At 32.5% G+C, this 25,592-nt stretch carries 23 protein-coding genes and 1 pseudogene; 11 read left to right on the forward strand and 13 right to left on the reverse strand.

Features of this window, described 5'->3' with window-relative positions:
- Positions 1–7: 7 nt before the first annotated feature.
- Genes CVULP_RS01915 through CVULP_RS01925 form a run of 3 tightly spaced genes read right to left on the reverse strand, consistent with a single transcriptional unit; the run spans position 8 to position 3,412 of the window.
- On the reverse strand, positions 8–1,174 hold the full coding sequence (locus CVULP_RS01915; protein ID WP_099507148.1) for a hypothetical protein: 1,167 nt from the start codon (positions 1,172–1,174) through the stop codon (positions 8–10).
- Positions 1,171–2,958 (reverse strand): excinuclease ABC subunit UvrC, encoded by a 1,788-nt coding sequence (gene uvrC, locus CVULP_RS01920; protein ID WP_099507147.1) that lies wholly within the window; start codon positions 2,956–2,958, stop codon positions 1,171–1,173. The genes CVULP_RS01915 and uvrC overlap by 4 nt, the downstream gene beginning before the upstream one ends.
- Positions 2,951–3,412, reverse strand: a complete 462-nt coding sequence (locus CVULP_RS01925; protein ID WP_099507146.1) for a hypothetical protein — start codon at positions 3,410–3,412, stop codon at positions 2,951–2,953. The genes uvrC and CVULP_RS01925 overlap by 8 nt, the downstream gene beginning before the upstream one ends.
- A gap of 135 nt (positions 3,413–3,547) precedes the next feature.
- On the opposite strand from CVULP_RS01925, the gene guaA reads away from it, so the two are divergent.
- The 9 genes and pseudogenes from guaA to CVULP_RS01970 all read left to right on the forward strand — a co-directional run bounded on the left by guaA (position 3,548) and on the right by CVULP_RS01970 (position 12,109).
- A complete protein-coding gene (guaA, locus tag CVULP_RS01930; RefSeq protein ID WP_099507145.1) occupies positions 3,548–5,101 on the forward strand; it encodes a glutamine-hydrolyzing GMP synthase in 1,554 nt (517 codons plus the stop codon).
- 5 nt (positions 5,102–5,106) lie between these two features.
- Positions 5,107–6,072, forward strand: a complete 966-nt coding sequence (locus CVULP_RS01935) for a DpnII family type II restriction endonuclease (protein ID WP_141085319.1) — start codon at positions 5,107–5,109, stop codon at positions 6,070–6,072.
- Positions 6,069–7,019 carry a DNA-methyltransferase gene (locus CVULP_RS01940; protein ID WP_099507144.1) on the forward strand — a complete coding sequence of 317 codons (951 nt, stop codon included), beginning with the start codon at positions 6,069–6,071 and terminating at the stop codon, positions 7,017–7,019. The genes CVULP_RS01935 and CVULP_RS01940 overlap by 4 nt, the downstream gene beginning before the upstream one ends.
- Before the next feature lie 15 nt (positions 7,020–7,034).
- Positions 7,035–7,136, forward strand: a pseudogene (locus CVULP_RS01945) (GMP synthase (glutamine-hydrolyzing)); the annotation flags it as partial.
- Between the two features lie 18 nt (positions 7,137–7,154).
- Entirely contained in the window at positions 7,155–8,291 is a 1,137-nt protein-coding gene (locus CVULP_RS01950; RefSeq protein ID WP_099507143.1) for a DNA methyltransferase family protein, read from the forward strand.
- Positions 8,292–8,320: 29 nt separating this feature from the next.
- Positions 8,321–10,120 carry an Eco57I restriction-modification methylase domain-containing protein gene (locus tag CVULP_RS01955; RefSeq protein WP_099507142.1) on the forward strand — a complete coding sequence of 600 codons (1,800 nt, stop codon included), beginning with the start codon at positions 8,321–8,323 and terminating at the stop codon, positions 10,118–10,120.
- Positions 10,120–10,947, forward strand: coding sequence for a restriction endonuclease (locus CVULP_RS01960; protein WP_099507141.1), 828 nt, complete (start codon positions 10,120–10,122; stop codon positions 10,945–10,947). The genes CVULP_RS01955 and CVULP_RS01960 overlap by 1 nt, the downstream gene beginning before the upstream one ends.
- Positions 10,948–10,956: 9 nt before the next feature.
- Positions 10,957–11,724 (forward strand): R.Pab1 family restriction endonuclease, encoded by a 768-nt coding sequence (locus tag CVULP_RS01965; RefSeq protein ID WP_099507140.1) that lies wholly within the window; start codon positions 10,957–10,959, stop codon positions 11,722–11,724.
- Positions 11,725–11,728: 4 nt separating this feature from the next.
- Positions 11,729–12,109, forward strand: a complete 381-nt coding sequence (locus CVULP_RS01970; protein ID WP_099507139.1) for a site-specific DNA-methyltransferase — start codon at positions 11,729–11,731, stop codon at positions 12,107–12,109.
- A gap of 175 nt (positions 12,110–12,284) precedes the next feature.
- Here CVULP_RS01970 and solA read toward each other — a convergent pair whose 3' ends face one another.
- The 10 genes from solA to CVULP_RS02020 form a co-directional block, all read right to left on the reverse strand.
- Positions 12,285–13,409 carry an N-methyl-L-tryptophan oxidase gene (gene solA / locus CVULP_RS01975; protein WP_099507138.1) on the reverse strand — a complete coding sequence of 375 codons (1,125 nt, stop codon included), beginning with the start codon at positions 13,407–13,409 and terminating at the stop codon, positions 12,285–12,287.
- Between the two features lie 3 nt (positions 13,410–13,412).
- Positions 13,413–13,967, reverse strand: coding sequence for a UbiX family flavin prenyltransferase (locus CVULP_RS01980; protein WP_099507137.1), 555 nt, complete (start codon positions 13,965–13,967; stop codon positions 13,413–13,415).
- Positions 13,964–14,626 carry a flagellar basal body P-ring formation chaperone FlgA gene (gene flgA / locus CVULP_RS01985; RefSeq protein WP_099461175.1) on the reverse strand — a complete coding sequence of 221 codons (663 nt, stop codon included), beginning with the start codon at positions 14,624–14,626 and terminating at the stop codon, positions 13,964–13,966. Before flgA ends, CVULP_RS01980 begins: the two co-directional genes overlap by 4 nt.
- Before the next feature lie 8 nt (positions 14,627–14,634).
- Positions 14,635–15,399 carry a MetQ/NlpA family ABC transporter substrate-binding protein gene (locus tag CVULP_RS01990; RefSeq protein WP_099507136.1) on the reverse strand — a complete coding sequence of 255 codons (765 nt, stop codon included), beginning with the start codon at positions 15,397–15,399 and terminating at the stop codon, positions 14,635–14,637.
- A gap of 9 nt (positions 15,400–15,408) precedes the next feature.
- A complete protein-coding gene (locus CVULP_RS01995; protein ID WP_099507135.1) occupies positions 15,409–16,182 on the reverse strand; it encodes a MetQ/NlpA family ABC transporter substrate-binding protein in 774 nt (257 codons plus the stop codon).
- Positions 16,183–16,220: 38 nt separating this feature from the next.
- The gene (locus tag CVULP_RS02000) at positions 16,221–16,994 is read right to left on the reverse strand and encodes a MetQ/NlpA family ABC transporter substrate-binding protein (protein WP_099507134.1); all 774 of its coding nucleotides are present in this window, start codon (positions 16,992–16,994) and stop codon (positions 16,221–16,223) included.
- Between the two features lie 176 nt (positions 16,995–17,170).
- Positions 17,171–18,070: a methionine ABC transporter permease gene (locus CVULP_RS02005; RefSeq protein ID WP_099461179.1), complete on the reverse strand. Its 900-nt coding sequence runs from the start codon at positions 18,068–18,070 to the stop codon at positions 17,171–17,173.
- The gene (locus tag CVULP_RS02010; protein ID WP_099461180.1) at positions 18,055–19,062 is read right to left on the reverse strand and encodes a methionine ABC transporter ATP-binding protein; all 1,008 of its coding nucleotides are present in this window, start codon (positions 19,060–19,062) and stop codon (positions 18,055–18,057) included. Before CVULP_RS02010 ends, CVULP_RS02005 begins: the two co-directional genes overlap by 16 nt.
- A gap of 1 nt (position 19,063) precedes the next feature.
- Positions 19,064–21,676, reverse strand: a complete 2,613-nt coding sequence (locus CVULP_RS02015) for a valine--tRNA ligase (protein ID WP_099507133.1) — start codon at positions 21,674–21,676, stop codon at positions 19,064–19,066.
- 12 nt (positions 21,677–21,688) lie between these two features.
- Positions 21,689–22,600, reverse strand: coding sequence for a hypothetical protein (locus CVULP_RS02020; protein WP_099461182.1), 912 nt, complete (start codon positions 22,598–22,600; stop codon positions 21,689–21,691).
- 113 nt (positions 22,601–22,713) lie between these two features.
- Between CVULP_RS02020 and CVULP_RS02025 the strand changes: the two genes are divergently transcribed.
- On the forward strand, positions 22,714–24,735 hold the full coding sequence (locus CVULP_RS02025) for an ATP-dependent helicase (RefSeq protein WP_099507132.1): 2,022 nt from the start codon (positions 22,714–22,716) through the stop codon (positions 24,733–24,735).
- Between the two features lie 44 nt (positions 24,736–24,779).
- Complete coding sequence (locus tag CVULP_RS02030) at positions 24,780–25,592, forward strand: substrate-binding domain-containing protein (RefSeq protein ID WP_099507131.1); 813 nt, start codon at positions 24,780–24,782, stop codon at positions 25,590–25,592.

Consider the following 25,592-nt stretch of genomic DNA (forward strand, 5'->3'; position numbering starts at 1 on the left):
TAAGTCCTTAATTTAAATATTTGCGTAGAAGTGTGATAAGCTCATTTTTGCTAACGGAACTTAAAACTTCGCTAATGCAGTCAAATTCGGTAATTTTTTCCTGAGTAAAAAGTATGATGTGGCTTTGTGGGTTATGATTTTTATAGATATGAAGAAGAATTTTAACCTGCTCTAAATCAAATTTAATCACATCATAATCAAGTAAAACAAGGCGGTAGCTTTCTTTACTTAAGCACTCTTTAAGCTGAAATAAGGAATTTACCAAGGTATTTTGCGAGCATTGCTTTTCTATAATGCTAAAAAATAAATTCGCATCAAATTCATTTTGCTTAAATAAAAGCACATTGTTTAGGACACTTTTTTCAAATTGTTTTGGCGTTAATTTTTCTAAGCGTTTTTTAAGGACAAGTTCAAGCCCTTTTTTGTCAAGTGGCATAGGTAAAAAGCAAGGATAACTTAAATTTTTATCCCTCCCAAAAACGATAAAATCTTCTTCTTTTTTGACTAATTTTTGATAGATTTCATCTTTAATGAAAACGAGATGATAATCATTTCTATCAAAACTAAGCTCTTTAAAAAAGACACTTTGTATCCCAAAATACGCCAAGATATTTTGGATAAGAAAATTTTCTAAATCATCATTATTAACTAGAGCGATTTTAGCCTCATAACGCAAAAATTTATCCTTATGTCCACCTAAGCTTTTGTTGTAGCTTATGGGGTGATTGATAGCTAGACGGAGCATTTCTTTTTGTTTATGTATGGCGTTAAGTAAGAGTGAAAGAGCATTTTCATCAGCTTGAGTATAATAAAGAGCGTTTTGAATATTACCTAGATGATAATAAAGCTCTTCTAGCAAAGAAAGCTTTTCTTGTTTTTCCAAATTTGCTTTTTTGATGTGGTATTTTTGTGTTTCTAGGCGTTCCTTTAAGGCGTCTAAAGCTTTTTCCATATCCTCATTTTCGCCTTTTTCTAGTAAAGAAATTTTATAAAAGAGTTTTTGTAAAAAACGCTTCTTTCTAAAAAGTGTAACGCACAAAACCCCATTTAAAAGTAAAATGCTAAGAAAAATACTCAGTTTAAGCTGTTCATTTGTGCTAGTAAGAGCGTTAAAATCGACACTTAAAAAAAGTAAAAAGGTGCTTAAAATTAAAATCAAAAGGCTTAATATCATTGCGTATCCTTAATTTTTTGAGCTATTTTTGCATTTGTAAGCATTTTTAGTTCCTCATAATTTGCCTTATAAATACTTTCAAAATCTCCATAAAAAGCAAGTAGTTTTTGTAAATATCCCTCACTAATGCCTAAATTAAGGAGTTTTGAGCTTTTTAAATCCTGCTTTTTTTTAGTATTTTTATGAAAAGATAGGGCAAAGCGATGTGCTTCGTCTCTTAATTTTTGCAAAAATTGTAGCTTTTTATCCTCTGTTTTAAGTAAAAACTCCCCTCTTTTTGAATGAATTTTATCCCTAGCACTTCCTTTTGAGCGGTGTGCCTTAGAATCGATTTTTTCCTTAGCTATGGCTAAAACATCGACATTTGCACCCGAACTTGCAATAATACTACACGCTAAATCAAGCAAGGCTTTACCTCCATCTATGAGCCATAAATCAGGTGGAGCAAAGCTTTCAAAATCCTTAGTTCTTCTTATCAAAACTTCCTTCATTTGCTCATAATCACTCGCCTCTTGCAAGTGAAATTTGCGGTAATGCTGCTTTTCCCACTTACCATTTTTAAAACACACCATAGCACCTACTTTTGCTACGCCTTGCAAGTGAGAATTATCGTAAATTTCTATGCAATGAGGCAGATTTTCAAGTTCAAAATAATGCTTTAATTCCTCCATTAAGCTTAAATCATTATTTTTAAGATGAATTTCAATGTTAAGCAAAGCATTTTCAAAGGCAAGGTCGCAAATTTTTCTTTTTTCACCTTTTTGTGGGACTTGAATGCGAATTTTTTTAGCAAATCTTTCGCTCAACAATTCTTCTAAAAGCTCCCTATCCTCAAAGTCCTCATAAGTATAGATTCGATTTGAGACGAGTGGGGTATCTTGACTAAAATTTTCTAAAAGCACTTGTTTATAAATTTCATTTGTATAAATTTCTTTTTCTTTTAAAATGTGAATTTTTGAATGAGTGCTAATGATTTTACCCTCTTGTATGATGAAACGCAAAGTGGAGCAAATGCCATTTTTAATCGCAAGAGCAAAAATTTCAAAATCCTCAAGGCGTGCTAAATCAATTTGCACTTTTGTTTCTAGGGCTTTTATGGCGTTAATCTCATCGCGAATCTTAGCGGCTTCTTCGTAATTTTCATTGTGAGCGTATTTGAGCATAGCTTGTTCTAAATTTTTGATTAAAATGCTAGGATTTAAAAGAGCTTTTGTGGCATTTGCTAAAATTTCTTTATAGTTTTCTTCACTTATTAAATTTTCGCACACCCCACCGCACCTTGAAATTTGATGAAAAATACAAAGTTTTTTACAATTTTTCTTTTGCTTTAAAGGATAGTAAAGATAAAGAGCATTTAAAAGCTCTTTAGCACCTCTAAAAAAGGGTCCATAATATTTAATTTTAGGTTTTTTAATAATTTTACGCGTGAGTTCAAAACGGGGAAATTTTTCACTTAAATCCACATAAATGTAAGGATAGGTTTTATCATCTCTTAATAAAATATTATATTTTGGGTGGAGTTGCTTGATGAGAGAATTTTCTAAAATCAGGGCATTAGCTTCTGTTTTTGTGCTAATAAATTTTAAATGTGCTGCTTCGCTAATCATCTTTTGAATTCTTAGACTATTTTTAGCATTTGCCCTTAAAGGATTAAAGCTAAAATAGCTTTTAACGCGTTTTTTTAAATTCTTAGCCTTACCGACATAAAGGAGTTTTCCCTCTTGGTTAAAATATTGATAAATCCCTGCACTTTCTGGCAAACTCATAAGATCTTTTTCAAGCATTTTGAATCACTTTTCTTAAGGCTTCAAATTTGTCATATAAAGCCTTATTTTCGAAAGAATTTTTAAATTTCCCTAAAGAAAGCTCGATATAGGGGCGAATTTTTTTAGGATTATTTTCTAATTTCGGCTTAGCTTTTTCATAGCGTTGGGAAAAAATTTTAAGATTTTTTACCTGAGAAAATTTGTTTAAAGGATTTTCTTTCGCGTAAAGTTTTATAAGAATTTTAATGTAATTTTTGCTATCATCGTGGTTTAATTCTTGGTAGCCTATATGATTATGCGTTATGATGTTTAAAGTGTCATTTTTAATGAAAATTTTAGCAATGTGGCGTCTGTGTTTTTCTGGCATTAAGAGTAAAAAATCTTTATAGTAAAATCGATCTTTTAGGGGAGTATAATGAGGCTGATTTGCCATTTCAACAATAACATTGGTCGCGGTTTTTATCTTTTTCATAGGGGAATTTTAACATTTTTTTGTTTAATATTTCTAAGTGCTTGTGGATACAAAGGAGAGCCAATTTATACAAGCTATGAGCAAAATGGCTCGATAAAAAGTATTAAAAAATATGAAATTTTAAATAGGTGGTAGATGATGAATGATTTAATTTTAGTGCTTGATTTTGGCTCACAATACACACAACTTATTGCTAGAAGATTGCGTGAATATGGCGTTTATACCGAGATTGTCCCCTATTTTGAAAAACTAGAATCTATCAAAGCGAAAAATCCTAAGGGAATCATTCTTAGCGGGGGACCTGCTAGCGTGTATGAAGAGGGGGCTTATAAGCCAGATTCTAGGGTATTTGAGCTAGGAATCCCTGTGCTTGGAATCTGCTATGGTATGCAATATATTGCGCATTTTTTTGGCGGAAGTGTGGTAAGGGCGCAGGCACAGGAGTTTGGCAAGGCGGTGCTAGAAATAAGCGATTTAAGTGTAGAGCTGTTTAAGAGCGTGAAGCAAGATTCTATCGTATGGATGAGCCACGCCGATAAGGTAGAATCTCTGCCTAGTGACTTTGTAGAACTTGCTAAAAGTGGGAATACGCATTATTGTGCTATTGCAGATTTTAAACGGCAAATTTATGCTTTGCAGTTTCACCCAGAAGTGGTGCATAGTGAGTGTGGTAGGGAGATTCTAAAAAACTTTGCTGTTGGGATTTGTGGGGCGGATACAAGCTGGAATATGCGGAATTTTGCGGAAGCTGAGATTGTGAAACTGCGTGAAAAGGTGCTTAGGGATTCTAAGGTTTTATGTGCTGTGAGTGGTGGAGTGGATTCTAGTGTCGTGGCGACTTTACTTTATCGTGCCATAGGGGAGAATCTTATCCCTGTTTTTGTCGATACCGGGCTTTTAAGAAATGGCGAGAGAGAAGCGGTAGAAGCGATGTTTAGAGAGAATCTAAAAGTGCCTTTGATTGTAGCAGATGCAAAAGAGCTATTTTTAGGAAGGTTAAAGGGAGTAACAGACCCAGAACAAAAGCGAAAAATCATCGGTGAAACTTTCATAGAAGTCTTTGAAAAAGAAGCTAAAAAACACAACACAAAAGGCGAGATAAAATTCCTAGCTCAAGGCACACTCTACCCTGATGTCATAGAATCTGTAAGCGTAAAAGGACCAAGCAAAACGATAAAAAGCCATCATAATGTCGGCGGACTGCCTGAATGGATGAAGTTTGAACTCATCGAGCCTTTGCGAGAGCTGTTTAAGGACGAAGTAAGGGCGTTGGGGCGGGAGCTTGGTATGCCTGAATCTATGCTTATGCGACACCCATTCCCCGGACCCGGACTTGCCATACGCATTATGGGCGAGGTGAATGCGGCGGATTTAGAGCTTTTAAAGGAAGCGGATTCTATCTTCATAGAAGAGCTGCATAAATGGGGCTTGTATGATTCTGTATGGCAGGCATTTTGCGTGCTTTTAAATGTGCGAAGTGTAGGCGTAATGGGCGATAACCGCACTTATGACAATACTATTTGCGTGAGAGCAGTGGAGGCAATGGACGGAATGACAGCGAGTTTCTCACACTTACCCCACGCATTTTTAGAATCTGTCTCAAACCGCATAATCAACGAAGTAGCAGGGATTAACCGCGTAGTCTATGACATCACTTCAAAACCCCCGGGGACCATTGAGTGGGAGTAGAGATAATGAAAAAATATGAAATTGTAATTACTAAAAATTCCTTTTATTTCTCAAATAATGAGTTTGAAGAGAATTATGAAGCAAATACTATAAATCTTTTAAAAACTCTGCTTTTGCATTTGCAAAATGAAGTGAAAAATAAAGGTTGCATTGAAAGTGTCTTTGTAGAATTTTTACAAAATAATGAATTTGGCTTAGAATCTCTGCTTGTGTTAAATGGTATAGCAAATGAAAATTTAAAACGCATTATTACTATAGCAAGAATTGTAAATGACAAAGATTTATCAACGCTTTTATACTTGCACGAGTGGAATGATACAAACAATAACAACGATGTTAAAGAATGGGGTGATAAAAAAATAAAAACGCTCATTAGAAAAAATGAATCTTTTGCAAAAGGCTTAATCAATCTGTTTTTTAAAGGCTCATCAAATCCATTTCTAGCGAAAACACTGCCCTTATTTGAATTGCAAAAACTTAATTTTTTAAAAATCAATTTTGAACCTATTGCTATGCTTGATACTCTTGTGCGTTATAGGCAAAAAGGCTCTTATAGCGGTGCAATGCAGAATAATCGAGAATCTAGTATTAAAGGAATTTTAAACGAACTTAATATGCCCTTTGAAAATGGTGATTTACCGCTATTAAGCAAAAATGAGAATCTAAATAAACGCACAATGGACTTTATTATTCCAAATAAACAAAATCCTAAAATCATTATAGAATCTTCATTTTTAAGCACAACAAGTTCAGGGCAGGGCGACAAAGCAAAAACAGAAATTATTGTGGGAAAACTTATTAAGCAATATTATCCACAAGCTATTTTTGTAGGCTTTGTTGATGGCATAGGCTGGTATGTGAGAAAGCAAGATTTACAAAGAATGGTTGAAGCTTATGACGAAGTTTTTACCTTTAGAAATGATGAATTAGAACGCTTTAAAATTTTCTTACAAAAAAGGTTGGCTCAATGAATGTGTTGCCTATAAACGAAGTTTTACAGGGCGATTGCTTAGAATTATTGGCAAAGATTCCAAGCGGAAGTATAGATTGTGTGTTTGCTGACCCTCCTTTTAATTTAAAGAAAAAATACAACTCTCATAAAGATAAGCTTTTGGAAACTGAGTATTTAGAGTGGTGTCAGGCTTGGATAAGTGAATGTGTGCGTGTGCTAAAAGATGATGGCTTTATATTTTTACACAATATCCCAAAATGGCTTACTTTTTATGCAGGATTTCTTAATGAAATAGCTATTTTTCGGCATTGGATAAGCTGGGAAGCAATGACTGCTCCTATGGGTAAAACTTTGCAACCTGCTCATTATGGAATCTTATTTTACTCTAAAGGGGAAGCAAAAAATCGCTTTAAGGAAGTTCGTTATCCACACAAAAGGGATAGGCGGGGCGTTTTATTTAAGGATTATGGGGGTAAGAAAAATATTTTACACCCATTTGGTCCCCTCTGCTCTGATGTGTGGAGTGATATTCATAGAATCCGCCACACCAAAAATAGAGATAATCACCCCTGTCAATTACCCCTACATTTGCTAGAGCGCATTATTTTAATGAGTAGTGAAAAGGGGGATATTATCCTAGACCCATTTTTAGGCACAGGCACAACCGCTCTAGCTGCAAAAAGATTGGATAGAAATTTTATAGGGTTTGAAAAAGATAGCGAGTATTGTGGTATAGCAAAAGCGAAAATTGAAGCGGAGAAATTTGTTTCAAAAGCGGGAGATTTTTATGTAAGTTTTCATTTAAATGAAATTATTACCTTAAGAGAATGTGATTGGAATGGACTTAAAAATTACTTTGAGCTTCCATACAATCCAAAGGATATAGATACATTTAAGATAAAATTAAAAACTAAAGAGAGATTGGGACCAAATTTGTTTGATGATTTATTGGTATTGGAAGCATAAATGTTAATTAGTTTTTTAGAATCTGTCTCAAATCGCATAATCAACGAAGTAGCAGGCATTAATCGCGTAGTCTATGACATCACTTCAAAACCCCCAGGGACTATTGAGTGGGAGTAGGGGTATAGAGATAAATCAATGACAAAACCAACGCATTTAAGCACAAAAGAGCAAATCAATCTTGGCAGTTTTTACACTGCTGATTTTTTGGTAAATGAAGTCTATATAATGCTTAAAAAACATATAGATTCTAAAAACTATGTGCTGCTTGATAGCTCTTGCGGAAGTGGGAATTTCTTACACGCAGAAGCCATTCTTAAAAGCGGATTTGCCAAAGATAGCTTTAGCAAAATCATAGGAGCTGATATTGATAAAATGGCTTTGCATATTGCCAAACGCACACTAGATTCTAAGGTTATCTTACTTCATAAAAACGCATTGCACAATGTTGCTAGAGAGAATTTTGCTACCACGCAAACTGATAGGCTCATTATTGTGGGTAATCCACCTTATAATGATAGGACTTCTATCGTGCAAAATCATCTTAAAAATAAAGATTCTATACAAATAGATTCTGCTTTGCAACATAGGGATATGGGCATAAGCTTTTTGCGCTCTTATGAGAGATTAAAGGCGGATTTTATCTGTGTTTTGCACCCACTTTCCTATTTGATAAAAAGGACTAATTTTAGTGCATTAAAAGATTTTGTAAAAGCTTACAAACTCATAGGTTCTACAATTATTAGCTCTCAAATTTTTTGCAAAGATTCTAAGGGGTATTTTCCCATAATTATCGCTTTGTATAAAAGGGATAGTAGGGGAATGGATTATGACTATATTTGTAATTTTAATTTTAAGACAATAGATGGAAAAGAATTTAGCCTAAATGATTTTGATTATATCAGTAGCTACATTGATAAATATCCTAATAAAAAGCGCGTGGAAAAATCGCAAGTCAAAGCGATGTTTTACACAATGCGGGATATAAATGCCCTGCGTCGCTCTAAGACTTTTATAAACAAAGAAAATAGCAATACGATTTTTGTAACAAAAGAAAAATATAGCCTTTATTGCTATGTTGATGTGTTTAAATTGTTTTTACCGCATATTCCTTATTATTTTGGAAATTGTGATGTGATGATTGACTTTCAACAATTTAAAGCCCTAGAATCTCACTTTATAATGGCGAGTGAAAGCAAGATTCTAAGCCCTAAGATTTTGCAGTATTTTAGAGATTTACTAGGAGTGCATTATGGATATTGTGAAAAGGTATAGTACAATATTAATTTTTTTAAGGAGAGATAATGACACAAGCACATAAAGAGACATTGAATGCCATATATCCATTGTTGATAGATAAGCCCAACATAGAAGAACACATTATGCATTATGCACTAGATACAATAAAGCCACAACAATTTGATAAGCATCAAAAAATAAACTCTAGCAACATTGATGAAAGCATTATCAATGTCTTTAAAAAACACAACTTGCCTTTATGTCTTGAAACTTTCAATGTGCTTTTTGAAAAACTTTTAGAGCAATCATACAAAAATGAAAATGGTATTGTTTTTACTCCAAAATATATTGCTGATTTTATTTGTAAAGATATATTGAAAAGTGAAGTAAATTTAGATTCTATAAAAATTATTGACCCAGCTTGTGGTTGCGGAATTTTTTTAATTTCTGCAATAGAGCTTATTAAAGAAAAAACACATAGAAGTATAAAAGATATAGTAAAAAATCAAATTTTTGGATTAGATATAAGTTCTATCAACACTGAAAGAGTAAAAATTTTACTTAAAATTATGTGTTTAATGTATGGTGAAACAATAAAGGATGATGATATAAATATACAATGCGTTGATAGCTTAAAAGAAAATTGGAATATGCTTTTTAACATTTCTTTTGATTATATTGTAGGCAACCCCCCTTATGTAAATCCACACACTTTAAGCAAAAAACAAGTAGATTTTTTAAAAAATAATTTTAAAACAACAAGCAAAGGTGTCTTTAATATTTTTTATGCCTTTATAGAACAAAGTATAAAATTTTTAGATAAAAATGGCAAAATTGGCTTTATTGTGCCAAATAATTTTTTAACCATTAGTGCAGCAAAACCACTGCGAGATTTCATAGAGCCTCATTTGACAAAACTTATTGACTTGCAGGATAATATGGTTTTTAAGCCGATAAGAACTTACAATGCTATTATCACACTTGATAAAACAAACACAAAGAGCTTAGAATATGCAAACTTGTCAAAAACAAATAATATTAAACAAGCCTTGCAAACTATACATTTTCAAACGTTTGATAAGCAGAATGTTTTTTTGGAAAAATGGCGTTTTTTAGATACTAAAACAGAAACTAATATTGCAAAAATAGAAAGTCAGTTTTTTAATTTTGCCACTTTTATCAATGCAGGTATTGCAACACTAAGAGATGAAGTATATAGGGTAGAATATGATGGAAAGCAATATTATAGGGATGTAAATGGTAAAAGATATATTATTGATACAGAATTGATAAAACCGATTTATAAGATTCCAGAATTTAAAAATACGGGGCAGTGTGGCTATTTTATTTTTCCTTACGCAATTATTAAAGATAATGCTGTTATTATTGATGAAGTTGGAATGCAAAAAGATTTTACGCAAACTTACAACTATTTGCTTACCAGAAAAGATGAACTTGACTCGAGAGATAAAGGCAAAATAAATGCAGTAGCTTGGTATGCCTATGGGCGAACACAAGGGCTTAATCGTTATGGTAAAAAATTACTTTTTGGCACTTTTTCATCAAAGCCAAATTTCATATTGATACAAGACAAAAAGGCTTTATTTTGCAACGGTTATGCAGTATTTGAAAATCCTATAATGGAAATTGAAATTTTAGAAAAAATTTTTAATTCTTGTATTATGGATTATTATATTAAACATACAAGCTATCAAATTGAAGGGGGCTATTTTTGTTACCAAAAGAAATATATTGAAAAATTTAGTGTTCCTTTTTTAGACTCTAGTGAGAAGGAATTTTTACTTAAAAGCAATAATCAACAAATTGATAGTTTTTTAATCGACAAATATGGTTTGGATTTGTAATGTTTGTTTATAGATTTTTAAATGATTTTAAAACAATGCTTGAAGATGCTATTATAGAAAATGGGGAACAAGGGTTTAGCAATATTATTCGCTCACAAAAACCCATTAATTGTATCCACGAAATTATTAAGCACGATTTGATAAGATGCGGAGTAGATGAGAAAAATATCTTTCCACCACTCAATAACTCAAAACCAGAAATTAAACTCGCAGGGTTTTTAAAACAAAAAGACCAAGATATTTGTGTAACACCAAACAATGTTGAAAAGAAAGCAATTTTAGTAAAATGGGGACCTTTAAGCTTTGAAAATAAAGAAGATGTTTATGGTTTTGATTTTTCTCAACATTGTTTGGTTGTTAATATGCACTCACAAATGAGAAGTATTGCTAAAAATACAGATACACTTTTTGAAAGAACTTTTGCTGAAAGCCTAAACTTGCATATGCGTTATCCAAAAATGGTATTAGGAGAGCTGTATGTTATTCCCATAAAGGAATATAGCCTTGAGTTGTCAAAAAGTAAGCAGATAGGATTTGAAAATAGAATGGTAAATATTGAAAAGTATATTTCATTTTTTCACGCTATAAGCGGTAGAAAAGATGAAAAAGATTCTTTGTGGAAATATGAAAAATGTTGTCTATTGATTGTTAATCTTTGTTCAAAAATACCTTTTTTCTATAACAACAGCTATGAGCTTATTTGTGATGGGATAATATCAAAGGATTTTAAAATAGAATATGCAGATATTGGTTTTCACAATTTTACACAAGACCTACTCGCACAATATGCAAAAAGATTTGATATTAAAAATTTACAAACTTGCTAGGAGTGCATTATGAAAATACAAAAATGTGAAAATAAACAAATCTTTGTAGAAATCCCACTTACCACGCAAAGTGGCAAAACGAGAGTAAAAATACGCAATAGCTTTTATGAAAATGGACTACCTACTGCGACAAGACAGATTCCATTTTCACAAAAACATTATATTGAGTGGCAAATCAGCTATGATGTAGATAAAAATGATAAAGAAAAGTTGGCTTTAAGCACTTTAGAGCAAAGTGAATTTATCGGGGCAAATGGCAAAACAAAAGCCTTGTATGAGCTTAGTGAATATCTTTACTATTTCACGCAATGGAGAATTATCACAGAGAGTGAAATAACAAATTTATTAGCCTTTTTGCAAAATATTAAAGATGATGAATTTTTGGATTCTAGGAGCGATTTGCAGATTTTACGAAGCCACCCTATAAGCAAAAATATTTTAGGTGTGGAATTTTATGAATCTCAAGTCAAATATCCGCTTTTGGTGCATAAATTTAATCATTTTGATGTGCTAGTGGAAATCATCATTAAAGAAAAGCAAAGGACAGTTGGCGTACAGCCTATGCTTTATGTCTGTTTTCCTATCACGGAATTATGTTGCAACCCTGCACTTTTAGGCAGAGTGGCAGAATCTAAAGAATGCGGTTTGCTTATCTTAGATTCTAAGGATAAAGACTTTTTGTTAGAGACTTTTAAAATCTTTGGAATGCTAAGTAAAAGTCATAACTATGATGTGTGTGAGATTATAAAGATTATAAAAGTTAATCAAATAGCTTGATAGATTGCAAGAAGCAGGGCTAATTGAATGGAGTAAAAATAATAATCCACGCAAGAAAGTTTATGTAAATGAATGCAAGGGCAAAAAGATACAAGATATTTGGGAGTTTAAAGATTCTCAAAATCAAGCCTATCCCACTGAAAAAAATAGAGCAATGCTAAGGCGTATTATTGCGATGTCATCAAATATGGATTCTAGGGTTATGGATTGCTTTTGTGGTGGGGGAGGATTTTTACAAGAAGCCCTAAATTTAGGTAGAAATTTTATCGGTATTGATGAAAGCATTGAAGCAATAAGGCTTAATCAACAATGGATAAAGAAAAGTAAAACTCATTTGTTTAGTCGTAATATTGCTTTGATTAAGAATCAATCTTATATTAAGTAGTGAAAATTTAAAGTATGAAAAATGAAATTTTATTAAAATATTTTAAAATGTTTTCAAATGGCTAAAATTGAGAGTATTAGGTGCGAAATTAAAAAAGAAGCATTAATTAATGCAAAGTTGTATATTAAAATTTAGCTACAAATGCTAAGTCAGTAAAATGGCTTTATGACTGTATTTAAATTTTAAAACGATTTAAACCAAAATGCTTTTGAATATCTTCATTTAACCTACCAGAATTTAAGGTTTTAAAGCCTAAATTTCCAAGCACAGGAGCAAATTTAAAACCGTGGCTTAAACCGCCGATGAAAAAAATATTTTCGCTTAAAAAATCAATTATAAAATCATTATCCATACTCAAAGGATAACTACAAACACTTCCTTTTTTAAAAGAGCCTATTTTAGGAAAAAAGTTCTTAATATACCTATCTATCTCCCTAAAATCCTCTTCATAAGCACCAAAATCCTTACGCTCCTCCCTGCTATTAATAAGCTGTCCGCTTTGATCACGTCCAATTTTAAGTCCGTCTTTAAAATCATAAAATCCGTAAAAATGGTCATCTTCAAATTCTATAATAAATGATGAAAGTTTTGAAATGGGATAATGTCCCAAGCTTTCATACCAATGCACCACCTTTCTTTTCGCCCCAACACTCACAGGGGCTAATTCAAAATCAAAGCAGTTTAAAACCTCGCTTACAAAACTTCCTGCACAAATTAAAATTTGCTTTGCCTTAATTTTTTCTTTATTTTCAAAATGCAGGGTAAAAATATCTTCTTTTTTATCCACATTTTTAAGAGTGTCGATTAAAATATCTGCACCCAAGTTCCTAGCCTCTAAAACCGCACGACTTACGCTTAAATCACTATAAACAAACCCTGTATCAGGCTCTAAAACGCCAAAAAAATCCTTTGCAACCCTAATGCCGTAATTTTCATAAATTTCTTTAGCGTTAAGTTGTTTTGTGTTGAGTTTAAATTCTTTAATGCTTGTAAGAATATTTTGCATAAAATCATTCTCGTAACTACCTACATTTAAAAGCCCACCACGCTCAAAAAGCTTAATCTTATGTGCCTTTTCAAATTCTCCCCAAAGCGTATAAGCTTCTTGTAAAAGGGGGATATATTTACCCCCCTCCCCATAAGCAATGCGAAAAATACGCGTATCGCCGTGATAAGATCCTAGCGTATGGGGTGTTTCAAATTTATCAATTAAACATACCTTTTTTCCAGCCCTTGCTGCATAATATCCCGCAAAAGCTCCTACCGTGCCACTTCCAATAATAACTATATCATAAAGCATTTTTTAACTCCATCTTTTATATAAATCGTGCTTAATTTCTAGTAAATCAAGCCATTTTCCAACAATAAAATTCTCTAAATCTTCCAAATTTTTTATTTTGCTATAACTCGCATAAACAGGCGGTGCTATCATAACACCCATTAAAGAAAGTTTTGCCATATGTTCTAAATTTAGCGTAGAAAAAGGCATTTCACGCACGGCTAAAATGAGTTTTTTACGCTCCTTTAAGGCTACGGCACAAGCCCTTGTTAGTAAAGTATCGCAAAAACCAGCGTGAATTTTAGCCAATGTTGAAATGGAGCAGGGAGCAATGATGGTTTTGTCTATGCCAAAAGAGCCACTTGAAACCCCTGTGCTTAAATCCTCATTATCTAAAAAAACGCAGCGTTTAAACCGCTGGACAATTTGCTCTAAATTTTGTTTTTTTTCTGCCTCAAAACTTTTTTTTGCCCCCTTGCTAATAATGCAAAAAAGTTCAGCTTTTTGTTCTAAATTTTCAAGTGTTTTAAGTCCTAAATGCACACTGCTAGAACCAGTAATTCCTAATAAAACTTTCATTGTAATAAAACCCTATTTTTCCCCATAACAATGCCTTGCATTACCTTGCCGTCCTTACTTTTAACGCGAATTCTCTCGCCCAAATTTGCACTTTGTAAAGAAACAAGCTCAATTAAGACATCTATACCTTTATCCTTTAAAACGCCTATAACTTGATCATTTCTTTTAATGATAGCCGTAGTTTTAAACATATTTTGTCTTAAGATTGTATTTTTGCTAATATTATTTTTTGCAAGAAGATTATTTAAGTCTTCCTTGTTTAAGGCATTGCTTGGGACTTTATCAAAATCCATCATAACAATTCTATAATCAAACGCACCGATTCTATCTCCTCTTTTTATCGCCCTCGTGCTACGCAAAACTTCTAAATTGGCACGGATAAAATAACGAAAAAAAACATTTTTGGAGATATTTTGCGGGGTTTTAAATTCCGCCCTTACAAAGCCTTGAGCTTTATTAAATTTGCCATTAGCAATGCGTAAAAATTCAAAGCTTTCAAAATCTTTAGGCAAAGAAGTAATTTTTAAATCAATTTGATTGATAATAATTTGAGGAAAATTATTTTGATATTCTTTGATTAGGGCGGCTTTAACTAGGTCTAAATTTCCAGCCTCTAAAATTTGCCATAAAAACAAAAAAACAAAACAAATTTTCCTCATATTTTCCTCTAAAATAAGCTTATTACAGCACCATTATATTTTTCTTTAATGAATTTTTTTACAGCTTCGCTTTTTAACACTTCTTTGATAATTTGTGTTTTCTCGCTGCCCTTATCTTTTTCTTGCACAGCTAAAACAATAGCATATAAGCTTCCTTCATCTTCGATAAAAAGTCCATCTTTTGGATTTAATTTTGCTCCAAGCGCATAATTTGTAGGAATGAGTGCCACATCTACATCATCTAAAGCACGAGGTAATTGCGCGGCTTTAAGCTCGAGGAATTTAAGTTTTTTAGGATTCTCCACGATGTCAAGTGGGGTTTTTAAAATGTTGTTATTAAGCTTAATAAGTCCAGTTTTTTGAAGTAAATCTAAAGCTCTGCTTTCATTAGTCGGGTCGTTTGGAATAGCGATTTTAGCATTTTGTGGAATTAAGCCTTTGTCCTTAATTTTTTTAGAATACCCAGCCATAGGCACCAAAATGATATTATCTACCGCGACTAACTTGCTTTTTTGCTTTGCATTAAATTCGTCCAAAAAAGGCTTATGCTGATATAAGTTTGCATCAAGTTCCTTGTTGCTCAAAGCCTTATTTGGCAGGATATAATCAGCAAATTCTTTAACCTCCAAATTCCAACCTTTTTCTTTAAATAAATCTTTGCTAAATTCCAAGATTTCAGCGTGTGGAGTAGGTGTAGCACCTATAATTATGGTTTTATCATTTGCAAAAGTAAAATGAAACAATAAGCTAATAATTAAAATGAGTTTTTTCATTTTTTCTCCTTAAAAGCCCGGAATTAAAATATTTTTATAATTTTCCTCGATAAATTTCTTAAGTTTTTCGCTTCTTAAGACCTTATCAATAACTTTAGTTTTTGCACTTTGCGAATCCTCTGCTCTTACGACTATAAAATTAACATAAGGACTATCTTTATCTTCGATAAAAATAGAGTCTTTAACTGGATTTAAATTCGCTCCTAAAGCGTAGTTTGAATTAATCACAGCCACATCTACATCATCTAAAGCACGAGGTAATTGTGCAGCTTTAAGCTCGAGGAATTTAAGTTTTTTAGGATTCTCCACGATGTCAAGTGGGGTTTTTAAAACCTTATGATTAAGCTTAATGAGTCCCGCTTTTTCCAAAAGCTCCAAAGCTCTGCTTTCATTAGTCGGGTCGTTTGGAATAGCGATTCTAGCACCATCTTTTAATTCACTAAGATCTTTAAGTTTTTGACTAAACGCAGCCATAGGAGCAATCACGATAGGTGTAGTGGCGACTAAATCACTCTTGGCATTTTTATTGTATTCGTCCAAAAAAGGCTTATGCTGATATAAGTTTGCATCAAGTTCCTTGTTGCTCAAAGCCTTATTTGGCAGGATATAATCAGCAAATTCAACAATTTTAAGCTCATAACCCTCTTTTTTAAAATCTTCTCTCATATGCTCTATTAAACTTTCAAAAGGATTAGGTGTAAGTCCTATAATGATGGTTTTTTCATTGGCAAATAAAAAAGAAAAAAATAAAAAAAAGCTAAAAATAATTTTTGAGAAATTCATAGCTATCTCCTTGTAGCGAAATCCCTATTTAATAGGGATTAAAAAGCTGGAATTACAGCGCCATTGTATTTTTCTTCAATAAATTTCTTTATTTTTTCACTTTGTAGTGCTTTTATGAGAGCTTTGATTTTGGGATCTTGTTCTTTGCCCTCTTTAACGACTAAAATATTTGCATAAGGACTATCTTTATCTTCGATAAAAATAGAATCTTTGACAGGATTTAAATTCGCCAAAAGAGCATAGTTTGAATTAATCACAGCCACATCTACATCACTTAAAGCACGAGGTAATTGCGCGGCTTTAAGTTCTATAAATTTGATATTTTTAGGATTTTGAGTTATATCAATCGGTGTTTTTAAAGCTTTATCATTAAAACTTACAAGCCCTGTTTTAGCAATGATATCAAGTGCTCTACTCTCATTTGTAGGGTCATTTGGAACGGCAATCCTAGCACCATCTTTTAGTTCGTTAAAATTTTTGTATTTTTTAGAATACACAGCCATAGGCTCAATGTGAATATTTGCGACTTTCACAAGCTTAGTGCCTTTGCTTTTGTTAAATTCCTCCAAATAGGGCGAATGCTGAAAGAAATTTGCATCGACTTCACCATTATCTGTGGCAAGATTTGGCAAAACATAATCGGTAAATTCTTTAATTTCAAGCGTGTAACCCTCTTTTTTAAGATCTTCTTTGGCTTGATTTAAAATCTCAGCGTGTGGAACAGGAGTTGCTGCGACAACAATCTTTTCTGCGGCATTTAAATTAAGAGTGAAGCCTAAAAGGCTTACTAAAAGTAGTGTTTTGAAGTTCATATTTTTCCTTTCTTTAAGTCATCGTGCTTGCTTATCTTACGCCCTGACTATCAAGAAAGAGTTTTAAAGATAGTCAGGCTAGGACATCTGAGACATCATAGCTTATCCTTTCAAAAATTAATTAGAACTGATTGTAGCTTAAAAAATTTTAATATAATATTAATTACTTGCTTTTTTTATTTCTTAAATTTAAAAACTAAAATTAAGCTTAAGAAAATTCCTAATAATACTTCAAAAATAATGCTTTCTTGATTGTAAAAATCAAAAATGATTTTAGATAAATCGATTAAAATAATTCCTATAATAATATAAATTTCTTTACAATCTTTCGCCCAAGTGTAGAATAAATTACCTAAAATTTGCACCATTTGCACTAAAATAAGCAAAATAACAACGGTTTGTATCATCATCACACTATCAAAACGCTCATAGCCATAGCGTATCGCTACATCGCCAAGCCCACCTCCGCCTATCGTTCCTGCAAGAGCTGAAAAGCCTATGGTAAAAATCAAAGTTAGGGTTAAACCACTAATGATATTTGGTAAAGCTTCGACAAAAATAACTTTAAAGATGATTTGGGTATCGCTAGCTCCATAAGATTTTGCTGCTTCTATGACTCCTTTATCGATTTCTTTAAAAGCACTTTCTAGCATTTTGGCTAAATAGGGTGCTATCCCTATGGAAAGGGGAGTGATAACAGCATCTGTGCCTATGCTTGTGCCAACAACAATTTTAGAAAGTGGCAAAAGCACGATAATAAGAATAAGAAAAGGAAAAGCTCTTAAAATATTCGTAATAAAATCTAAAACACTATAAGCAAAAGGATTTTCTCTAATGCCATCGCGTCCCCAAATGGCAAGTAAAATTCCGGGAATAATTGCTAGTAAAAATCCTACAAAAACACTCATTAAACTCATATAAATGGTTTCGTTTAAGGCTTGTTTCAAAATTAAATCATAATTTTGAGAAAAATTTGTGATAGAGGCGACAAGCGTTTCTTTCATACCCTGCCAAGAAATTTCACTAAAAAATTCTCTTATCCTTGCAAAAAACTCTCCCATTAAGCCACCTCCCATAAAACGCCACTTTTTTCTATATAGGCTAAGACTTTTTCTTTGTCCTTTTCATTAATGTTAATGACCAAATTACCCAAAGCCACGCCATTGAGTTTTTCGATTTTACCCCAAACGATGTTAAAATCAATATCTAAGGTTCTTGCCATATGTGTTATAATGCTATTTTGGGCGACTTCTTTGGGGAAATAAAGCTTAATATTGAGTCCATTTTCTGGTAAGAAATCACTTTCTCCTAAAAATTCTCTCATTTTAGCATTAGGCTTTAAAAATAATTCATCGATTTTACCGCTGCCAATAATTTGTCCCTGCTCCAGTAAAATAGCTTTTTGCGCTATGTCTTTTACCACATCCATTTCGTGCGTAACTAAAACGACACTTATGCCAAATTCCTTATTGATTTTAAGGATAAGTTCTAAAATGTTTTTAGTCGTGTTAGGATCAAGTGCTGATGTGGCTTCATCGCTTAATAAAATTTTAGGATTAAGTGCTAAGGCTCTTGCTATGGCAACTCTTTGTTTTTGTCCCCCGCTTAATTCTTTAGGATAAGAATTTTTTTTATGACTTAAACCTACGATATCTAAAAGCTCATCAACTCTTTTTTTAACATCATTCTCACTCATATAATCTTTTTTAAACAAACTCGCCATAAATTTGCATTGTGTATAGTGCGTTCTTAAGGGCATAGCGATATTTTCAAAAACATTTTTGCGGTTCATTAGGGCGAAATTTTGAAAGATCATTCCTACATCTTTTCTTAAACTTTTAAGCTTTTCTGGTTTATTTTCAAGTAGGTCTTTAAGCTCTAAATCAAAAACCTTAAGACTGCCTTTTTGATAGCTCTCAAGTCCATTAATACATCTTAAAAGCGTAGATTTACCTGCTCCGCTATGTCCTACTATGGCGTAAATTTCGCCCTTTTTAATTTCCAAAGAGACATCGTTAATAACCAACTCTTTACCATAATATTTTTGTAAATTTTGTATTTTTATCAAATTAACCCTTTAAATTTTTAAGTTCCTTTTGCACTTTTTCAAGCTGAGTTTTAAGGCTATTTAATGCATCTTGATTTTGTAATACAACTTCTTTTGGTGCTTTAGATAGAAATTTTTCATTGCTTAACATTGCATTGATCTTGGTGATTTCTTTTTCTAGTTTCACTTTTTGACTTTCTAGCCTTGCTAAAATTCCACTTAAATCGATATTATCAAGCTTAATATTAATTTCTAAATTTTCACTCACATCACAAATGGCATTATCTAATTTTTCGCTTATAAATTCTATATTTTCACATTTTGCAAGAAGGATAATGAAATGCTGATATTTTTCTATTTCACTTTGCATTGCGGGATTATTAAGTTTAATGTAGGCTTTTTCAATTTTAGCGTTACCAAGCTCAATTAAGCTTTTTGCACGGCGTATGCTAATGATACTTTCTATCAATAAAGAAAAAGTGCGTTCTATTTTTTCATCTTTAATGCCTAAATTCGGATAAGCACTTATCATAATCGAAGTGCTTGTTTCAAGCTCCGTGCCACTTAATCTATGATAAGCATACTCGCTCATAAAAGGCATAAAAGGGTGTAAAGCTTTTAGGGCTTCTTTAAAAATGCTTCCAAGTTCCTTAACGCTACTTTTTTGTGCTTTACTAAGCTCAATTCCCCAATCGCAAAAATCGTCCCAAAAAAATCGGTAAAGATGATTTGCCGCATCGTTAAAGCGATAGTTTTCTAAATTTTCTCTTATTTGTTTAAGACATTCTTGAAACCTTGCGTAAATAAATTTGGCAAGCTCACTTTGTAGTGTGATATTCTCTAAATTTTCAAAACTTTTTTCATTTAAAAGAAGATAATTTGTCGCATTATAAATTTTGTTTGTAAAATTTCTTACTTGCAAAAGTTTATCTTCACTTAATTTTATATCGCGTCCTTGCACAGCAAGCAAAGCAAGGGTAAAACGCAAAATATCCGCACTATAAGTTTTAATACTTTCATTTGGGTCGATGACATTACCAAGGCTTTTGCTCATTTTACGCCCTTGCTCATCTTTAACCAAAGCGTGTAAATAAATATGCTTAAAGGGAAGTTCTTCTAGGACATTTGTGCTTTGAAACATCATTCTAGCGACCCAAAAAAATAAAATGTCAAAACCAGTAATAAGCAAGGAATTTGGATAAAATTCTTTCAAATCATTTTCAAACCACAATTTATCTTTACCCCAGCTTTCATTTCCCCAGCCAAGTGTGCTCATGGCCCAAAGACCCGAACTAAACCAAGTATCTAAAACATCAGGATCTTGATGAAAATTTGTATCGCCACATTTTGGGCAGGATTTAGGTGTATCTTCACTAGCCCACTCACATCCACACTTACAGTAATAAACAGGAATTTGATGTCCCCACCAAAGCTGTCTTGAGATACACCAGTCCCGTAAATCCCGCATCCAAGCATTAAAGCTATTGATCCAGTGGTTAGGGTAAAATTGTGTCTTATTTAAGGCAACTTTTTCTATGCTTTTTTTAGCAATTTCTTTTTTGACAAACCACTGCTTAGAAATGTAAGGCTCTACAATATTATTGCAACGATAGCAATAGCCTACTTGGTTATGATGCTCTTCTATTTTTTCAATAAAACCTAAACTTTCAAGTTTTTGGACGATTTTTTCTCTCGCTTCAAGTCTTTCTAAGCCTCTAAATTCTAAACAATGCTCATTTAAAATTCCTTTTTCGTCAAAAACGCTTACAAATTCCAAATGATGTCTTAAACCCACCTCATAATCATTTATATCGTGTGCGGGAGTTACTTTTACTACGCCTGTTCCAAAATCTTTTTCTACATATTCATCAGCGATAATTTTAATTGCTTTTTGACTTAAAGGTAAAAGCACTTCTTTTCCTATGAATTTTGTATATCTTTCATCATCAGGATGCACCATTAACGCCGTATCACCAAAAAAAGTCTCAGGACGTGTCGTGGCAACGACTAAAAATTCTTTACTATCTTTTAAAAAATATTTGATGTGATATAATTTACCTTTGTTTTCTTTATATTCGACTTCTATATCGCTTAAAGCACCATCGTGGGTGCACCAATTTATCATATAGTTACCTCGAACAATAAGCTTTTCATTATAAAGCTTTACAAAGGCTTTTTTGACAGCATTCGCTAAACCCTCGTCCATAGTAAAACGCAAACGACTCCACGCTGGAGTGATGCCTAGTGTTCGCATTTGTTCTAAAATTTTACCCCCACTTTGCTCTTTCCACTCCCATACTTTTTCTATAAATTTTTCTCTTCCAAGCTCCTCTTTAGTGATACCTTGTGCTAAAAGTTGCTTTTCTACGACATTTTGTGTGGCAATGCCTGCGTGATCTAGTCCGGGTTGATAAAGCGTTCTGTAACCGTCCATTCTTTTATAACGCGTGATAATATCTTGCAACGTAAAAGTAAGAGCGTGTCCTATATGTAAAACGCCCGTTACATTAGGTGGAGGCATCATAATGCAAAAATTCTTACCCTCTTTTTGGAGATTTTTATTAGAATCTATCTCAAAATATCCACGCTTCTCACAAAGTTCATAATACTTTTTCTCTAAGCTCTTATCATACATTAAGCTAATTTCCTATTTTTGAGATTTAATCTCAATGATTTCTGTAAAAGGGAAGAAAAATTGAGCTGTTTCAAGTCTTCTTTTTAGGCTTTTAATATGTTTGGCAAAATCACTTCCTTTAAATTCTTCATCGCTTTTAAATTCTATCCTTTCGATGATCTCTTCTCTTTTGACCTTTGAATTTAATTCATTAAGATTGTTAAAGTGTGGGGTTAATTGCTTAATGTCAATGTATTTATAGGCTTTTTTCATATGAGAAAAAATAATGTCTTTATTATAAATGCTTATATTCATTTTATGTTTTGGTAACATTTCTATAAAGACACTTAGATTATAATCTTGTGCTTTTGATTGAACTGGGATAAGCATATCTTCTAAAAGTTCGATTCTGTATTGAGTCAAGGCTTTGCCGTGCATCACATAAACTTTCATTGTTTCAGAACTAAGCTTTGGCTCAAAACGACTATCTTTACCTTTTTGTTGATATTCTTTTATGGTGCTTAGACGAATCTGCTTTTGGTTTTTTTCTTGTTTTTTCTCTTCTTTTACATTTTGCTTAGACTCTTTCTTTGTATCTTTTACTTCTTTAATGACTTGTTTTGGCTGTTCGTTTGGCTTTTTATTTTCTTCTTGTTTTGTGAGTTTAGGCTCTTCTTTGCTTTTTTCCTGTTTGATTGTGTGATTGAAATCTACTTGTGTTTGTGTTGGCAAAATAGGGCTTAAACTAGTATTTGTCTCTTGAACAAAATTTTGTTCTTTTTGTTGTGGCTCTTGTGGGAGAATTTGCTGTTGGATTTGATTTGTAGGATTTTGATTGACCGTGCTGCTTGTATCACGCTCAAAAAGATAATAATAAGTCCCTCCAAGTGCTAATATTAAAGCGACTAAGATAGCTATTAAGATAGAAAAAACCTTAGCATTCATTTCTTTTCCTTAAATTTAAATAAAATAAAACCTGCATTATACAATAAGAAAGTCAAAATTTCATTTTTTAAGCAATTTTTTTTTACAATTACGCCTTTTATTTAAGGATAGCGATGCCACTTTCTAAACTCAACGAAGAGCAATTAAATGCTGCTAGAGCAAAATTTGGACACAATCTCATTATAGCAAGTGCTGGCACGGGTAAAACTTCTACCATAGTTGCTAGAATAGCTTTTTTATTGCAGCAGGGCATTAGTCCTGAAAGAATTATGCTTTTAACCTTTACGAATAAAGCAAGCAAAGAGATGATAACGCGTCTTTCTCGTTATTTTGATAGTAAAATTACAGGTAAAATTCTAGCAGGCACTTTTCATTCGACTGCATACACTATCTTAAAAAATGCAAATAAAGACATCGCTTTAAAACAAGCAGGAGAGCTTAAAACCCTACTTAAAAGCGTTTATGAAAAGAGAAGATTTTCACATTTAAGCGATGTGAAGCCTTATGCAAGTTCTTATTTGTATGACATTTATTCCCTATTTCAAAATAAAGCACATTGTGAAGAATTTTACACTTGGTTTTGTCAAAATTATAATGAGCAAAGCGTGTATGCTGAAATTTATGAAGATATTTTAAAAGAGTATGATGTGGAAAAAAAGCGTTTTAATTATGTGGATTTTAATGATTTACTTTTAAATTTAAAAGAGCTTTTAAAGACTCAAAAACACGAATTTGATGAAATTTTAGTTGATGAGTATCAAGATACAAATACTTTACAAAGCTCACTTATCGAAGCATTTGAAAGCAAAAGTTTATTTTGCGTGGGAGATTATGATCAAAGCATTTATGCTTTTAATGGTGCTGATATTAACATTATAGGAGGATTTAAAGAGCGTTTTATGGACGCACAAATTTTTTCACTCAATAAAAATTACCGCTCTTCAAAAAGTATTTTAGCCCTTGCAAATAAAGTTATCTTAAATAATGAAAGACTTTATCCAAAAGAGCTTATCGTAACGCGTCAAGATGAATTTAAGGCACCTAGTTTGCTCATTTTTGATGAATTGTTTTCTCAATATCAAAATATCGCTAAAATGATATATACAAGTGGGATAAACTTGGAAGAAATCGCTGTGATTTTTCGCAATAATTCAAGTGCCGATGGCATGGAAGTAGCTTTAAGGGAACGAGGGATTGCGAGTGTAAGAAAGGGGAGCGGGAGCTTTTTTGAAAGTTTAGAAATTAAAGCATTTTGTGCGATGTTAGCCCTAGTTGTCAATCCTAAAGATATTATGGCTTTTATTCATCTTATACAATATACTAAAGGCGTGGGTGGGGTTTTGGCAAAAGATATTTTTGATGCACTTTTAAAGCTTGGAGATGGAAATTTGATTAAGGGTTTTTTAGAGCCTGATAAAAGTGTAAGTTTGAAAAATTATCAAAAAAGAAATTATGAACTTGGACTTTTTGCTGATTTAGATGATTTGGCAAGCGAAAAGCGTTTTGATTTTGAAAGTGAATTTTACGCACACCCCATTTTAAAACTCTCTAAAATTAATGAAAATTGTGCGAAAAATTTAGAAAAAATTTATTTTTTTCTTAAAGAAGTTGAGCATAAAAAGCATTCTTTAGAAGTGTTAAATTGTATTTTTAATAATGAATTTTTTAAAGAAATTTGTGAAGAGCTTGCAACAAAAAGGGCAACAAATAAAGCAGGACAAGTCGATGTGCTAAGAAAAGGTGAGAATTTAAAGAAAATAGAAGCAAAATTTGGAGTCTTAAAAGAATTTGCAAAAAATTATAATGATATCTACAAATATTACAATTTTTTAACGCTAGGATCAAGTGAAATGAGTAGCGGTAGGGGTGTAAATTTACTCAGTGTGCATGCGAGTAAGGGGCTTGAATTTGATCTTGTTTTTGTGGTAGATTTAGCACAAAATCGCTTTCCAAATCAAAAATTAATGGCTATGGGTGGGAGCTTAGAAGAAGAAAGAAGGCTTTTTTATGTCGCTGTAACAAGGGCGAAAAATATTCTTTATTTAAGTTATGCTAAATATGACAAAGATAAAAAAACGCATTATAAACCCTCTTGTTTTTTAATTGAAGCGGGACTTTGCAAAGAAGAGTATTAACTTTTAAGTGTTAGTATAAACGAAATGATTGAAAGGGGGATATAGTGAAAAAAATATTAATTTTAAGCACTCTAATGGCTAGTTTGTTGAGTGCTGAGATTTTACTTTATGGACCAAGTCCAGCAGCTTTAACTATGAGAGAACTTGCTTTAGAATTTGAGAAAAAAAGCGGAGAGAAGGTTATTGTAAATTCCGGTCCTTCTAAAAATTGGCTTTATAAGGCTAGACAAGATGCAGATTTGATTTATGCACCAAGTGTTAAGATTATGGAGCGATATATTGAATTAATGCCAAATTTAAGCATAGATGATATTAGTGTCATTCGTCTATGCCAAACAAGTCTAATGGTGCGTCCTAACAATCCTCTAAAAATTACCTCTTTTAACGATCTTTTAGATAAAAAAGTTAAAATTATGGCGATGAGTGGAGGGCATAATAGCTATGAATTTATAGCCCTTAAAATGGGAAATGGAGAAAATTTAACTAAGCTTAGAAAAAATATTGTTGTATATGCAAAAGGTTTAAAAGAAGCTTTAAGCTTATGGAGGCAAGATTCAAACATCGATGTTTTAATTGGCTCTTCATGTTGGAAAAAGGCTTTAGAAAATGAGGCTTTGTTTGTTGAGGTGGGAAAGGAATTTGCTATGTATAAGGCTATGGAATTAGCCCCTACAAAAAAAGGTTTGCAAAATCAAAAAGTGCAAGAATTTATCAATTTCACAAAAAGTGAGGAGGGACAGAAGATTTTGCAAAATACTATGTGGAATTTAGAGGGTGGTTTTAAACGAGGTGGAGTTCATCAACCGCCGCTTTTGCCACATCATAATAGAAATCATCAATATAATACATCATATTAA

This window comes from Campylobacter vulpis (genome assembly GCF_014217995.1).
GTDB classification, from domain to species: Bacteria; Campylobacterota; Campylobacteria; order Campylobacterales; family Campylobacteraceae; genus Campylobacter_D; species Campylobacter_D vulpis.